Origin of the sequence: Pseudomonas sp. NBRC 111127, from assembly GCF_001320345.1 — a bacterium.
Classification (GTDB): domain Bacteria; phylum Pseudomonadota; class Gammaproteobacteria; order Pseudomonadales; family Pseudomonadaceae; genus Aquipseudomonas; species Aquipseudomonas juntendi.
In genome coordinates this window covers 1-14804 of the sequence record NZ_BCBD01000136.1, presented here as the reverse complement: position 1 = coordinate 14804, position 14804 = coordinate 1, and the positions used below count along the sequence as shown (strand labels likewise).

Below are 14804 nucleotides of genomic sequence, written 5' to 3'. Positions count from 1 at the left end.
GCTCAACTTTGTCGCCAGCCACCAGCACCGCGAGGCGCAATGGCGCGAAGCCCTTGCCCGGCTTGGCCTTCACGCGTTGGTACGGTTCGACAGCGTAGCCCCACCCGAGGACGGCGAACGCCGCCTGTACGAAAGCCTGGCCCTGCTGCTGGAAAGCGCCCGCCCGGCCTTGCAACGGCTGATCGACGACCAGCAGGCCCAACGCCTGGCCCGCCAGCACAGCGGCAAGCGCCTGATTGCCGAACTGCTGCTGGACTGCGCTGCCTGCCGGCGCAGCGTCGATGCCGAACCGGCGGCCGAAGCCCGGGCCATCGAAGCGCTGCGCCAGGATATTCGTCAGCGTGAGCAACGGTGTGTCGAAGCCCTGCTCAAGCTGTATGCCTTCCGCCGCGACGATGCCCACGCCAGCGACCTGCCGCTGCTGGATGGGCGCTGGGGCGATGACCTGTTCAACCCCGAAACCTTGAAGCTGCTGGGCGTACGCCTGGGCAGCGGCGTAGCCGCCGGCGCAGCGGCAGGTGCCGGGGTCGACTTGCTGGTTGGCGGGCTTACCCTGGGGGCAGCGGCACTGGCCGGGGCGCTGGCCGGCGGTGCGTTGCAGACGGCGCGCAACTATGGCGCGCGCTTGCTGGGCAAACTCAAGGGCAAGCGCGAGTTGACCGTGGACGATACGGTGTTGCGCTTGCTGGCCTTGCGTCAGCAGCAGTTGATGGTGGCCCTGGACAGCCGCGGGCATGCAGCGCAGGACAGCATCAGGCTGGGTGAGCTGGATGAAAAGGCCTGGCGTGAGGGCAAGCTGCCAGAGGCACTGGTCAGGGCGCGGGCGCATCCACAGTGGTCCACCCTGAACCCGGGGGCGAAGCTGAACCAGGCCGAGCGCCAGGAACAGCTGGAGGCGCTGGTGTCTCAGTTTTGAACGGGCGGCGAGCCTGAGCCGCCCCATACGCACCAGGCAGGCCTTTATTTGCGCAGCAGGCGCAAACCGTTGAACACCACCAGAAGGCTCACGCCCATGTCGGCAAATACCGCCATCCACATGGTGGCCATGCCGGCAAAGGTGATCGCCAGGAATATGGCCTTGATGCCCAGCGCCAGAACGATGTTCTGCAGCAGGATCGCCCCGCTTTGCCGCGACAACCGAACGAAGGCCGGGATTTTCCGCAAGTCATCGTCCATCAGCGCCACATCGGCGGTTTCGATGGCGGTATCGGTGCCGGCCGCGGCCATGGCGAAACCGATCTCGGCACGGGCCAGTGCCGGCGCATCGTTGATGCCGTCACCGACCATACCCACCCGGTGGCCCTGAGCATACAAGGCTTCAATGCTTTGCAGTTTGTCGGCCGGCAGCAGGTTGCCCTCGGCGCGGTCGATGCCTACCACGGCGGCAATGGCCTGGGCGGTGTGCGGGTTGTCACCGGTCAGCATCACCGTCTTGATGCCCAGCTCATGCAGTTCGGCAATCGCCTGACGGCTGCTTTCCTTGACCGTGTCGGCCACTGCAAACAGCGCCAGCGGGCCGCTGGGGTCGAGTAGCAGGACCACGGTCTTGCCCTGGCGCTCCAGCCCATCCAGGCGGGCCTCCAACTCGGGCGAACACAGCCCCAGTTCCTCGACCAGGCGGTGATTGCCCAAATGGTAGACCTGGCCGTCGATGGTGCCACGCACGCCCCGCCCGGCCAGGGCGGCAAAGTCGTCGACCTCGCTCAAGGCCAGGCCTTGCTGCCTGCCGAACTGGGCGATGGCTCGCGACACCGGGTGGTCCGAACGCTCGCCCAGGCTGGCGGCCAAGGCCTGGGCGCGGCCTTCGAACAGCGGCGCCAGCACCTCGGCGTCGGTCTGGGCGGGTTTGCCATGGGTGATGGTGCCGGTCTTGTCCAGGGCCAGGAAGTCCAGGTGGCGGCCGCCTTCCAGGTAGATGCCCCCTTTGACCAGAATACCCTTGCGCGCAGCGGCGGCCAGGCCGCTGACGATGGTCACCGGGGTAGAGATCACCAGGGCGCACGGGCACGCCACCACCAGCAGCACCAAGGCGCGGTACACCCAGTCGAACCAGGCACCGGCCATGAACAGCGGCGGCACCACCGCCACGGCCAAGGCGATGGCGAACACCACCGGCGTGTAGATGCGCGAGAAGCGGTCGACGAAGCGCTGGGTCGGCGCCCGTGCCCCTTGCGCCTGCTCCACAGCCTTGATGATCCGGGCCAGGGTCGACTGCCCGGCAGCAGCGGTCACGCGAAACTCCAGCGCCCCTGCCTGGTTGATGGTGCCGGCAAACAACTTGTCGCCGACCGCCTTCTCCACGGGCAGGCTTTCGCCGGTGATCGGCGCCTGATCGACGCTGGATTGCCCGCTGGTCACTTCACCGTCCAGGCCAATGCGCTCGCCAGGGCGCACCCGCACCTGTGCACCGATGGCTACCTCACGCACTGGCACTTCACGCCACTGGCCATCGGCTTGCTGCACAGTCGCCATGTCCGGCGTCAGTTGCATCAGGCCGCTGATGGCATTGCGCGCACGGTCCAGCGAGCGGGCTTCGATCAGCTCGGCGATGGTGAACAGCACCATCACCATGGCTGCCTCCGGCCACTGCCCGATCAATACCGCACCCGTGACGGCGATGCTCATCAGGGCGTTGATGTTGAGGTTGCGGTTTTTCAGGGCGATCCAGCCCTTTTTATAGGTGCCCAGACCGCAGCCGAGTATGGCTGCGAGTGCCAGCGCGGTCACCACCCACTCCGGTGCAAGCGCAGAAAAGTGCACGATTTCCGCGGCGATTGCCGCAGTACCCGCCAACGCCAGCGGCCACCAACGGGTTTTCGCCGGTACCGATGCGCTGGCGCTGCCGTCGTCTTCGGCGCCCAGCGGCTCGGCTTTCATGCCCAAGCTGTCGATAGCCCGCTCGATTTCGGCGGTACCACCCAGGGTGTGGCGCACGCCAAGCACGCGGTTGATCAGGTTGAATTCCAATTGCTCGACGCCAGCCAGCTTGCCGAGCTTGTCCTGGATCAAGGTCTGCTCGGTGGGGCAGTCCATGGCATCGATGCGGAAGCGGCTGAGGCGCGCGTGGCCACTGGCCTGCTCGCTCAACTGCACCAGCGCCGGCGCAGCTTCGGCACTGCAGCAGCTGTGCCCATGGGCAGCATGGCCATGGTCGTCTTCGCCATGGGCATGATCGTGGTGGTGACCGTGCTTGTGTTCGTGGCTGACAGGCTGGTTCATGGGGGGTCCTTAAAGTGAGCCTGTTGCCAAGTGAACACCCTGTAGCCACTATAGGGTCAAGCCATTAGCGGGGAATTTGGTAATGAAGATCGGTGAACTGGCCAAAGCCACTGACTGCGCGGTGGAAACCATCCGCTACTACGAGCGGGAAAACCTGCTGCCCGCACCTGCGCGCAGCGACGGCAACTACCGCCTCTACACCCAGGCGCATGTCGAGCGGATGACGTTCATCCGCAATTGCCGCACGCTGGACATGACCCTCGATGAAATCCGCAGCCTGCTAAGCCTGCGCGACAGCCCGGCTGACGCGTGCGGCAGCGTCAACGCGCTGATCGACGAGCATATCGAGCATGTGCAGGCGCGCATCGACGGGCTGGTAGCGTTGCAGGCGCAGTTGATAGAACTGCGCCGGCGCTGCAGCGCACAGGGGGCAGAATGCGCGATCTTGCAGCAACTGGAGACGAATGGTGCGGTAACGGTGCCGGAAACCGAGCATTCGCACGTGGGCCGCAGCCACGGGCATTGAGGAACACGATCTCCCGTAGGAGCGGCTTCAGCCGCGAACACCGGCAAAGCCGGTGCCAGCCACCGCGTCGCCTGCTTCGCGGGCACGCCCGCTCCCACAGGTTGGGTGCTGGCTTCAAGCTCACGCTGCAGATGTAGGAGCGGCCTTGTGTCGCGAAAGGGGCGCAAAGCGCCCCCGGCCATCCCAGGACCTACACCGCCATCGGCGCTGTCATCGGCGCATGATGCTCATAGCCTTCCAGCCAGAAATCACTCGGCTCGATCTTCTCCAGCCACTCGGGTTCGTACTTGCCCGTTTCGGCAAACGCCGGCACCCGGTCACTGATCACCAGCTTCGGTGCTTCCAGCGGCTCGCGCTTGAGCTGCTCGTTGAGCATGTCCAGGTGGTTTTCATACACGTGGGCATCGCCGATGAAGTAGGTGAACCAGCGCGGGGTGTACCCGGTCAGGCGGCCGAACAGGGCCAGCAGCGCCGCACCTTCGGTAAGGTTGAACGGTGTCCCCAGGCCCAGGTCGTTGGAACGGATGTAAAGCGTCAGGGAAATTTCCCTGGTCTCGACATTCGGATGGAACTGGTACAGCAGGTGGCACGGCGGCAGCGCCATCTCGTCGAGCTGCGCGCAGTTCCAGCCGTGGAACAGGATGCGCCGGCTGCCCGGGTCGTTGGCGATGGTGTCCAGGCACTGGCGCACCTGATCGATAGCCTTGTACAGGATGACGAAGGCGACACCGTCTTCCTCGTCCTGGGCGATACGGCGGAAGCCCGCCTGCTCGGCCATGGCGATAGCGGCAGGGTTGCCCAGCGGGATGCGCTTGTAGCCAGGCCACTGGCGCCATTGCACGCCATAGATTTCACCCAGGTCATCATGGCCCTGGCGGAACGGGTTGGCCAACCACTGGGCGTTTTCGTTGGCATTCTGGTCCCACACCTTGCAGCCCAGCTCGCGGAACTCACCGGCGTTCTTCACGCCGCGCAGAAAGCCGACCATCTCGCCGATCGCCGACTTGAACGCCAGCTTGCGCGTGGTAATGGCCGGGAAGCCCTTCTGCAGGTCGAAACGCAGCATCGCACCCGGCAGGCTGATGGTGCGGATGCCGGTGCGGTTGCCCTGCAGCGTGCCGTTTTCGATAACGTCGCGGACCAGGTCCAGATACTGTTTCATGGCTTACCTGTAGCAGATACGGCAGGGGGATCGCCCCTGCCGTGGGATTAATCAGGCGGGTTTCGCCGTGGGCTTGCGATTATAAGCCCACCAGATCAGGCCGAGGCCAGCGAGGATCATCGGCACGCAGAGAATCTGACCCATGGTCAGCCAGCCCCACGCCAGATAGCCCAGCTGGGCGTCCGGTACGCGAACGAACTCGACGATGAAACGGAAAATGCCGTAGAACAGCGCGAACATGCCGGACACGGCCATGGTCGGCCGCGGCTTGCGCGAGAACAGCCAGAGGATCACGAACAGAGCCACGCCTTCCAACGCAAATTGATAGAGCTGCGACGGGTGGCGCGGCAGTTGCGCGGGGTCGCTGAAGGGCGGGAAGATCATCGCCCACGGCACGTCGGTCGGCTTGCCCCACAATTCGGCGTTGATGAAGTTGCCGATACGCCCGGCGCCCAGGCCGATCGGCACCAGCGGCGCGACGAAGTCCATCAGCTCGAAGAACGACTTGTTGTTGCGCTTGCCGAACCACAGGGCTGCCAGCATCACCCCAATGAAGCCGCCGTGGAACGACATGCCACCCTTCCACACCTCGAAGATCAAGGTCGGGTTGGCCAGGTAGGCGTGCAGGTCGTAGAACAGCACGTAGCCCAGGCGGCCACCGACGATTACCCCCATCGACAGCCAGAACACCAGGTCGGAGAGCTTTTCACGGGTCCAGGTCGGGTCGAAACGGTTCAGCCGACGCGAGGCCAGCAACCAGGCGCCACCGATGCCGATCAGGTACATCAGGCCGTACCAGTGAATTTTCAGCGGGCCAATGGCCACGGCCACGGGGTCTATCTGCGGGTAAGGCAGCATGGAACTTCCTCTCGATTCAAATCAAAAAGCTGAGGCCAACACAGAACAGCAGGGCTGCGAACAGGCGTTTCAACAGGCGCGGCGACAGCTTGTGCGCCAGGCGCGCGCCAAAGCGGGCGAAAAACATGCTGGTCACGGCAATGCCGACCAGCGCCGGCAGGTACACGTAACCCAGGCTGTGGGGCGGCAGGTGCTGCTCATGCCAACCTAGCAGCATGAAGCTCAAGGCACTGGCCATGGCGATCGGCAGGCCGCAGGCAGAAGATGTGGCCACTGCCTGTTGCATGGGCAGGCTGCGCGAGGTCAGGAAAGGCACGGTCAGCGAGCCACCCCCAATGCCGAAAATGGCCGAGGCCCAACCGATCACCCCACCCGCGCCAACCAGCACAGGCTTGCCAGGCACACCATGGCTGGCCTTGGGCTTGAGGTCCAGGGCCATTTGCGCGGCGATGACCAGGGCGAAGACACCAATGATCTTCTGCAGGAGCGGGCCCTGGATCAGCGAGGCGGTCTTGGCGCCGACACCGGCCCCCAAGAGGATGCCTAGGGTCATCCAGGCGAATATCGGCCATTGCACCGCGCCCTTGCGGTGGTGTTCGAGCACGGCATTGATCGAGGTGAACACGATGGTCGCCAACGACGTACCCACCGCCAGGTGGGTCAGTACCGAGGCGTCGAAACCCTGCAGGGTGAAGCTGAACACCAGCACCGGCACGATGATGATGCCGCCGCCCACGCCGAACAGCCCCGCCAGCACGCCGGCACAGGCGCCCAACAGCAGATAGAGCACGAATTCCATTCGGCATCCCCGAGAAATCAATCCGGCATGGTAACGGAAGCCGGGTTCGAGGCTCTAGTGAAGTCTGTGTCAGGATGGATCCTGCCCGCAGCTGTGGGTACAGTGGCAGAAAACACAGAGGCCTGACCGATGTGCCTGATCGTATTCGCCTGGCGGCCGGGGCACGCCCTGCCGCTGATCGTCGCGGCCAACCGCGACGAATTCTACGCCCGCCCTGCCCAGGCCCTGGCGGCCTGGGAGGATGCGCCCGGGGTGCATGCCGGGCGGGACCTGGAGGCCGGTGGCACCTGGCTGGGCGTGGGCCCACAGGGGCGCTTTGCAGCGCTGACCAATATCCGTGACCCGCGGCAGGCGCAGGGGCCCCGCTCGCGCGGCGAGCTGGTGGCGGGGTATCTACGGGGTGAGCTGGGGGTTGAGGCTTACCTGGACGAGGTGGCCAGCCGTAGCGGGCAGTATTCGGGGTTCAACCTGCTGGTGGGTGATGGGCGCCAGCTGGGTTACCTGCATGGCCCAGACGTGGCGCCGCGCCTGCTGGAAGCCGGGGTGTACGGGCTGTCCAATGCCGGGCTGGATACCCCATGGCCAAAACTGGTAAAGGCCCGAAGCGGGCTGCAGAGCTTGCTGGAAAGGCCGGAGCCGCCACAGTTGCTGGCGCTGCTGGCCGATGGCGAGCCTGCAACTGACGGGGAGCTACCGGACACAGGCGTGGGCATGGCGACCGAGAAGCTGCTGTCGAGTGTGTTTATTGCCAGCCAGAGTTATGGGACACGCGCGAGTACTGTGCTGATTGTGGATGATCAGGGCAGAAGGCGCCTGATCGAGCGCAGTTTCGGGCCGTTTGGAGGACACCTGGGGGAAGTTGAGCTGTCGGTCTGAACAGCGCCTTCGTGGGAGCGGGCGTGCCCGCGAAGAGGCCCGAACAGGCAACACCCCCCTTACAGGGTTTTATTGGCCCCAGGCCCGATCATCCGCGCCAGCCCCAGGTTTTTCAGCGCCAGCTGCAACGAGCTGTGGATAACCTGCGGGTTGTCGTGGCTCAAGGCTTCGACCAGCAGCTCCTTGGCCTTGCCCATGTTCACCTGGCGCAGCATCCACTTCACCTTGGGCAGGTTGGTGGCGTTCATCGACAGGCTGTCGAAGCCCATCGCCATCAACAGGATCGCTGCCGCGGGGTCACCCGCCATCTCGCCGCAGATGCTGACCGGCTTGCCCTCGCCATGGGCATCACGCACCACGGTGTTCAGCGCCTGCAGCACCGCCGGGTGCAAGTAGTCGTAAAGGTCGGCGACCCGTGGGTTGTTGCGGTCCACGGCCAGCAGGTACTGGGTAAGGTCGTTGGAGCCGACCGACAGGAAATCCACTTGCCGCGCCAACTCCTTGGTCTGGTACACCGCCGCAGGGATCTCCACCATGACGCCAACCGGCGGCATCGGCACGTCGGTGCCTTCGTCGCGCACCTCGCCCCAGGCCCGGTGAATCAGGTGCAGCGCCTCTTCCAGCTCGTGAATACCGGAAATCATCGGCAGCAGGATGCGCAGGTTGTTCAGGCCTTCGCTGGCTTTGAGCATGGCGCGGGTCTGCACCAGGAAGATTTCCGGGTGGTCGAGGGTCACCCGAATGCCGCGCCAGCCAAGGAACGGGTTGTCTTCCTTGATCGGGAAATACGACAGCGCCTTGTCACCACCGATATCGAGGGTGCGCATGGTCACCGGCAGCGGGTGGAAGGCCGCCAACTGCTCACGGTAGATGGCCAGCTGCTCTTTTTCGCTGGGGAAGCGCTGGTTGATCATGAACGGCACTTCGGTGCGGTACAGGCCCACCCCTTCCGCACCGCGTTGCTGGGCCCGGGCCACATCGGCCAGCAGGCCGGTATTGACCCACAACGGCATGCGGTGGCCGTCGGGGGTGATGCAGGGCAGCTCGCGCAGGGCATCCAGGCCCTGGGCCAACTGGCGCTCTTCCTCGACCACGTCGCTGTACTGCTTGCGCAGCACTTCGCTCGGGTTGGTGAACACCTCGCCCTTGTAACCGTCGACGATCAGCTCGATGCCGTCGACCTTGGAGTACGGCAGGTCGACCAGGCCCATCACCGTGGGGATACCCATGGCACGGGCCAGGATGGCAACGTGGGAGTTGCCCGACCCCAATACCGACACCAGGCCGACCAGCTTGCCTTCCGGCACTTCGCCGAGCATTGCCGGGGTCAGCTCTTCACTGACCAGGATGGTGTTGTCGGCGTAGACCAGCGACTGCGAGCGGGCCTCTTGCAGGTAGGCCAGCAAACGCCGGCCCAGGTCCTTCACGTCGGAGGCACGCTCGCGCAGGTAGTCGTCGTCCATCAGCTCGAAGCGGTTGACGTGCTCGCCGACCACCTGGCGCAGGGCGCCCTGGGCCCACTGGCCGGTCTTGATGACCGCGGTCACCTCGCCGCCCAGCGCTGCGTCTTCGAGCATCATCAGGTACACATCGAACAGGGCGCGCTCTTCCGGGCGCAGTTGCGTCGCCAGTTTGGCCGACAGTTTGCGCATGTCTTCGCGCACGCCTTCAAGGGCGTTTTCGAACAGCTTGAGCTCGGCGTCGATGTCATCGACGGCCTTGTCGGGCACCACTTCGAGGTCGGCAGGCGGCAACATGACCACGGCACGCCCTACGGCAGCGCCTGGCGAGCCAGGCACGCCAACGAAACGCGCTTCCTGGATGCCCTTGCCCTGCCGGCCCAGGCCACGGATCGAGCCGGTGGCCTCGGCGTGGGCGATAACCCCGGCAAGCTGGGCGCTCATGGTGACCAGGAACGCTTCTTCGCCCTCGTCGAACTGGCGACGCTCCTTCTGCTGGATGACCAGTACCCCGACCACGCGGCGGTGGTGAATGATCGGTGCACCCAGGAACGAGGCGAATCGCTCTTCGCCAGTTTCGGCAAAGTAGCGGTAACGCGGGTGGTCGGCGGCGTTTTCCAGGTTCAGCGGCTCTTCGCGGGTACCGACCAGGCCGACCAGGCCTTCGTTGGGCGCCATGCTGACCTTGCCGATGGAGCGTTTGTTCAGGCCTTCGGTGGCCATCAGCACGAAGCGATTGGTTTCCGGGTCAAGCAGGTACACCGAGCAGACCTGGCTGCCCATGGCCTCCTTGACGCGCAAGACAATGATCCCCAACGCCGACTTGAGATCTTTGGCGGAGTTTACTTCCTGGACGATCTTGCGCAGCGTATTGAGCATGGCTCGGGGTCGAACTCCGTCGTCAGTCGCGCGTCAGAAGACGCGGTGCTAGCTCTTTCAGGGCGCGCCGGTATACCTCGCGCTTGAATGTCACAACCTGGCCCAGCGGGTACCAATAGCTCACCCAACGCCAGCCGTCGAACTCCGGCTTGCCGGTGAGGTCCATTCTTACCCGTTGTTCGTTGCTGACCAGGCGCAGCAGGAACCACTTCTGCTTCTGGCCGATGCACAGCGGCTGGCTGTGGGTCCGCACCAGGCGCTGCGGTAAACGATAACGCAACCAGCCACGGGTGCAGGCAAGAATTTCCACATCATCGCGTTCAAGGCCAACTTCTTCGTTCAGCTCGCGGTACAGGGCATCTTCCGGCGTTTCGTCAGGGTTGATACCACCCTGGGGAAATTGCCAGGCATCCTGGTTGATCCGTCGAGCCCATAGCACCTGCCCGGCATCATTCGTGAGAATGATCCCGACATTGGGGCGAAAACCATCCGGGTCGATCACGGCAGCAACCTCGCAAACGCATGTCACCGCATTGTTCCACAAAGCTTGCGAGCGCAGCAACGCGCCCGCCACGCTTATGTGCCGCGGCGTGAAAACTCCTTGTTCGGTGAAGGCAAGGTGATGCAGGCAAGCGTTGGCCGCTGCTCCGTCAGACTGGCTTGGCGCCCATCAGCCCGGCGATGGACAGCAGGCAGACGCCACTGAACACCGCCAGCGCCAAGGTGAAGCGCAACCCTACCGGCTCGGCCTTGCGCAGCCGGTTCAGCCGCACCAGCAGCCACCACACGGCAAACGCACCAAGCGTATAGATGACGCTGGACGCCAGCACCCAGGTCTGCCCCAGCGGCCAACCGACCAGGTGCACCAGCCACCAGCCGGTGAACGGCATGCTTACCAGGCACAGCACCATTACCAGCCACACGAACACCAGCGGCCGGCGCAGCAGCTTGGCATAGGCCTGCGCATCGCCCTGGCGGCGGGCGCGCACGGTCCACACCGCCAGGCCCAGGGCACCCAGCAGCAGGAGTGCAGTGGCGATGATGTGCAGTGTTTTCAGGGTGGTCAGATGTTCCATGTGTGCGTTGTCCTTGAGCAAGCCTTAGGCCCAGCTTAGCTGCTCAGCCCAGGAACAGCTTGTAAGCCGGGTTCTCGGTTTCGTCCCAGTAGGGGTAACCAATCTTGGCCAGTGCCGCTGGCACCAGGTGACGCTCGTCTTCCGGCACCTGCAGGCCCGCCACCACACGCCCGTCTGCCGCGCCGTGGTTACGGTAGTGGAACATCGAGATATTCCAGCGCCCACCCAGCTTGTCGAGGAAATTGAACAGCGCCCCCGGCCGTTCCGGGAACTCGAAGCGCAGCACCATTTCATCGCTGGCGCCAGCCGAGTGGCCGCCGACCATATGACGAATGTGCAACTTGGCCAGCTCGTTGTCGGTCAGGTCCGTTACCGGGAAACCCTGCTCGCTCAAATGCTGCACCAAGGCTGCGCGCGGGTCGTTTTCCGGGTGGGTCTGCACGCCCACGAAGATATGCGCCTCGTCCGAGGTGTGCTTGCGGTAGTTGAACTCGGTGATCTGGCGTTTGCCAATCGCCTGGCAGAACGCCTTGAAGCTGCCCGGGCGTTCAGGAATGGTAACGGCGATGATCGCCTCGCGCTTTTCACCCAGTTCGGCACGCTCGGCCACATGGCGCAAGCGGTCGAAATTGACATTGGCGCCGGAGTCGATTGCCACCAGGGTCTGGCCGGTCACGCCGTACAGTTCGACGTAACGCTTGATGCCCGCCACACCCAACGCGCCGGCAGGCTCGGTGATCGAGCGGGTATCGTCGTAGATATCCTTGATTGCGGCACAGATTTCATCGGTGCTGACCGTGACCACTTCATCCACATGGTGGCGGCAGATATCGAAGGTGTGCTGGCCGATCTGCGCCACCGCCACGCCGTCGGCGAACAGCCCGACCTGCGGCAGCACCACGCGCTCACCCGCGGCCATGGCCGCCTGCAGGCAGTTGGAGTCATCCGGTTCTACACCAATGACCTTGATTTCCGGGCGCAGGTACTTCACGTAGGCGGCAATACCGGCGATCAGGCCACCGCCGCCCACCGGCACGAAGATCGCGTCCAGCTGGCCAGGGTGCTGGCGCAGGATTTCCATGGCCACGGTGCCCTGCCCGGCGATGGTGTGCGGGTCATCGTAAGGGTGGACATAGACCAGGCCCTTTTCATCCACCAGCTTCAGCGAATAGGCCAGCGCCTCGGGGAACGAGTCGCCATGCAGCACCACCTTGCCGCCACGCGAGCGTACGCCTTCGACCTTGATCTCCGGGGTGGTCTTGGGCATCACGATGGTGGCCTTGATGCCCATTTCCCGCGCGGCCAGGGCCAGGCCCTGGGCGTGGTTGCCGGCCGAGGCGGTGACCACGCCGCGGGCCAGTTCTTCCGGGGTCAGCTGGGCCAGCTTGTTGTACGCCCCGCGGATCTTGAACGAGAACACCGGCTGCAGGTCTTCGCGCTTGAGCAGAATCTGGTTGCCCAGGCGCTTGCTCAGTTGCCCGGCGCTCTGCAACGGGGTTTCGACGGCAACGTCATAGACGCGCGAGGTGAGGATCTTCTTGACGTACTGTTCGAGCATCGGGAAAGCATCACTGGGCCGCGGGACAAGGGCTGGAAGTCTACCCCAGCGCTACGTCGGGCGACCACAGCAAAGCCGTGCGAGCCGTTATACTAGGCAACTTTGAAACCGCCCTGCCCCTTCCGGAGCCCGCATGACCCAGGACCAACTCAAACAGGCCGTCGCCCAGGCCGCTGTCGACTTCATTCTGCCCAAGCTGGATGAAAAGAGCGTCGTCGGCGTCGGTACCGGTTCGACCGCCAACTTCTTCATCGATGCCCTGGCTCAGCACAAGACCGCCTTCGACGGTGCCGTCGCCAGCTCCGAGGCCACGGCCCAGCGCCTGAAGGGGCATGGTATTCCGGTGTACGAACTGAACAGCGTCAGCGAGCTGGAGTTCTACGTGGACGGCGCCGATGAAAGCGACGCGCACCTGAACCTGATCAAGGGCGGCGGCGCAGCCCTGACCCGCGAGAAGATCGTTGCAGCAGTGGCCAAGACCTTCATCTGCATCGCCGATGCCAGCAAACTGGTGCCGGTGCTGGGCGCCTTCCCACTGCCGGTCGAGGTGATCCCGATGGCCCGCAGCCACGTGGCCCGCCAACTGGTCAAGCTGGGCGGCGACCCGGTGTACCGCGAGGGTGTGGTGACCGACAACGGCAACGTGATCCTCGATGTGTACAACCTGCAGATCACCAACCCGGTGGAGCTGGAAGCACAGATCAACGCCATTGTTGGCGTGGTGACCAACGGCCTGTTCGCGGCGCGGCCGGCGGACCTGCTGTTGCTGGGTACTGCTGACGGTGTGAAGAGCCTGACGGCCAATTAAACCGCTTCGCGGGTAAACCCGCTCCTACAGCGATCTCCACTGGCCTGGAGCTGGCGAGCTATCTGTGGGAGCGGGTTTACCCGCGAAGGGCCCTGACAGACGATCAGTCGGCTGGCTGCTTGAACACATAGAACAGGTTCGGCTCACTGACCAGATAAAGGGTTCCCGCCTCGTCCATCGCAATCCCCTCGGCCTGCGGTACGGTCGCCCGCAAGCCTTGGTAGCCCTTGCGCAGCGACAGGGTACTCAGCGGCCTGCCCTCGATATCCAGCTCCAGCAACAGCCGCGACTCGTCGGACAATGCCAGCAGGTGCCCACTGCGCTCATCGAACTGCAAGCTCGACAAGTCCCGCACGAACAACCGTGAATCGCGCTTGCGGTCCTGTACTACATGCACGGCATAGGGCTTTTCCGGGTTGTCGTGCGGGAAGCCATGGACCTCGTAGATCAGCATCGGGTCGCGTTCCTTGGCCACGAACAGGCGCTTGCCCGCTGAGTCGTAGGCCAGGCCTTCGAAGCCTTTGTTGCCGTTCAGGCCAATGCCCAGGCTGAGCTGCTCGGCATCGCCGGCATCGAGGAACAACGTGTCGTCGTCCAGGCGCACCCGGATCAGCCGTTGCTGACGCTCGTCGGAAATCACATAGCTGTTTGGCCCGACATACTCCACGGCCTCCGGGTCGCCGAAGCCCGTCAGCGGCACGCGGCGCAGGATGCGCCCGTCCAGCGACAGCTCGATCAACTCCGAACGGGCGTTGGTGACGGTAAACAGGGTCTTGCGGTCAGGGTCGTAGGTCAGCGCCGATATATCGTCGTTCAACCCTTCGATAGGCTGCGCTTCCAGCACCACCCGGTAGCGCTCCAGGCCCATGCTCTGCTCGGCGGGCTGCCACCAGGTCTTGAGGTTGAACCAGGCGCGCTCGTAAAGGCGGAACTCATGCCCGGCCCAGCCGAGCAGGCACAGGCAGACAACGGCGATTACCAGGGATAGACGAACAAAACCACGCATACAGGCAGACTCGGCACAAGGATGGCGAATCTAACCATGAATGACTGAAATAAAGCTTAATGCCAGCATCCGAAAAAGCGGATTGTTGGCTCAGGGTTTTCTGAAGCGATAGAACAATGCCGGCTCACTGACCATGTACAGGTTGCCCTGGTCGTCCATCGCCACCCCCTCGGCCCGCGGGATGGTGCCTTGCAGGCCGTTGAACCCGCCGAGCAAAGTCATGAAGCTGACCTGCTGCCCCTGCTGGTCCAGCTCCAGCAGCATGTTGGAGTCGGCCGACAATACCAACAGGTGGCCTGTGCGCGGGTCGACACCCAGCGCCGAGAGGTTGCGCAAGTCGAGCTGATCGCTTGGCAGCGGCTGCTTGTCGCCCTTGAGCTGGCTGCGGCCATCGGTGTTCCAGGTGTACAGCTTGGGCGGGCGCTCCTCGCCGATGACCAGGCGCTGGTGCAGCGGGTCCCAGGCGACGGCCTCGAAGCCTTTGTTGCTTTTCACCGACTGCCCCAGGTCATAGCTTTTGAAGTCGGCGTGGTTGAGCACCGCCGTGTGCCCGTCCACCTTGACCAGGGTCAGGTCA

At 64.2% G+C, this 14804-nt stretch carries 14 protein-coding genes; 4 read left to right on the top strand and 10 right to left on the bottom strand.

The window, feature by feature from the left end; translation table 11 throughout:
- Positions 1-916, top strand: a 916-nt coding sequence (locus tag APH30_RS20840) for a DUF3482 domain-containing protein (RefSeq protein WP_054913640.1), incomplete at its 5' end; no start/stop codon positions are given.
- A gap of 44 nt (positions 917-960) precedes the next feature.
- On the opposite strand, the gene APH30_RS20835 is transcribed toward APH30_RS20840, so the two are convergent.
- Positions 961-3219 carry a heavy metal translocating P-type ATPase gene (locus APH30_RS20835; RefSeq protein WP_054913639.1) on the bottom strand — a complete coding sequence of 753 codons (2259 nt, stop codon included), beginning with the start codon at positions 3217-3219 and terminating at the stop codon, positions 961-963.
- Between the two features lie 82 nt (positions 3220-3301).
- On the opposite strand from APH30_RS20835, the gene cadR reads away from it, so the two are divergent.
- Positions 3302-3745 (top strand): cadmium resistance transcriptional regulator CadR, encoded by a 444-nt coding sequence (gene cadR / locus APH30_RS20830; protein ID WP_054913638.1) that lies wholly within the window; start codon positions 3302-3304, stop codon positions 3743-3745.
- A gap of 190 nt (positions 3746-3935) precedes the next feature.
- Here cadR and APH30_RS20825 read toward each other — a convergent pair whose 3' ends face one another.
- The 3 genes from APH30_RS20825 to APH30_RS20815 are packed head-to-tail and all read right to left on the bottom strand — an operon-like array spanning position 3936 to position 6564.
- Positions 3936-4907, bottom strand: a complete 972-nt coding sequence (locus tag APH30_RS20825) for a thymidylate synthase (RefSeq protein ID WP_029887260.1) — start codon at positions 4905-4907, stop codon at positions 3936-3938.
- Between the two features lie 51 nt (positions 4908-4958).
- Complete coding sequence (gene lgt, locus APH30_RS20820) at positions 4959-5765, bottom strand: prolipoprotein diacylglyceryl transferase (RefSeq protein ID WP_054913637.1); 807 nt, start codon at positions 5763-5765, stop codon at positions 4959-4961.
- Positions 5766-5781: 16 nt separating this feature from the next.
- Entirely contained in the window at positions 5782-6564 is a 783-nt protein-coding gene (locus APH30_RS20815; RefSeq protein ID WP_054882076.1) for a sulfite exporter TauE/SafE family protein, read from the bottom strand.
- 129 nt (positions 6565-6693) lie between these two features.
- Here APH30_RS20815 and APH30_RS20810 point away from each other — a divergent pair, with 129 nt between their 5' ends.
- Positions 6694-7440, top strand: coding sequence for an NRDE family protein (locus APH30_RS20810; RefSeq protein ID WP_054913636.1), 747 nt, complete (start codon positions 6694-6696; stop codon positions 7438-7440).
- A 59-nt stretch (positions 7441-7499) separates the two neighbouring features.
- Here the strand turns inward: APH30_RS20810 and ptsP are convergent, their stop codons facing one another.
- From ptsP to ilvA, 4 genes are all read right to left on the bottom strand, one after another.
- A complete protein-coding gene (ptsP, locus tag APH30_RS20805) occupies positions 7500-9779 on the bottom strand; it encodes a phosphoenolpyruvate--protein phosphotransferase (protein ID WP_009685081.1) in 2280 nt (759 codons plus the stop codon).
- Between the two features lie 22 nt (positions 9780-9801).
- Positions 9802-10281 carry an RNA pyrophosphohydrolase gene (locus APH30_RS20800; protein ID WP_003249017.1) on the bottom strand — a complete coding sequence of 160 codons (480 nt, stop codon included), beginning with the start codon at positions 10279-10281 and terminating at the stop codon, positions 9802-9804.
- 148 nt (positions 10282-10429) lie between these two features.
- Entirely contained in the window at positions 10430-10855 is a 426-nt protein-coding gene (locus tag APH30_RS20795; protein ID WP_009685080.1) for a DUF2269 domain-containing protein, read from the bottom strand.
- 43 nt (positions 10856-10898) lie between these two features.
- Positions 10899-12413, bottom strand: a complete 1515-nt coding sequence (gene ilvA, locus APH30_RS20790) for a threonine ammonia-lyase, biosynthetic (protein ID WP_009685079.1) — start codon at positions 12411-12413, stop codon at positions 10899-10901.
- A gap of 133 nt (positions 12414-12546) precedes the next feature.
- On the opposite strand from ilvA, the gene rpiA reads away from it, so the two are divergent.
- Positions 12547-13221 (top strand): ribose-5-phosphate isomerase RpiA, encoded by a 675-nt coding sequence (rpiA, locus tag APH30_RS20785; protein ID WP_054913635.1) that lies wholly within the window; start codon positions 12547-12549, stop codon positions 13219-13221.
- A gap of 103 nt (positions 13222-13324) precedes the next feature.
- Here rpiA and APH30_RS20780 read toward each other — a convergent pair whose 3' ends face one another.
- A complete protein-coding gene (locus APH30_RS20780; protein ID WP_054913634.1) occupies positions 13325-14227 on the bottom strand; it encodes an SdiA-regulated domain-containing protein in 903 nt (300 codons plus the stop codon).
- Positions 14228-14317: 90 nt separating this feature from the next.
- A partial coding sequence (locus APH30_RS20775) for an SdiA-regulated domain-containing protein (protein WP_177333765.1) occupies positions 14318-14804 on the bottom strand: 487 nt, incomplete at its 5' end.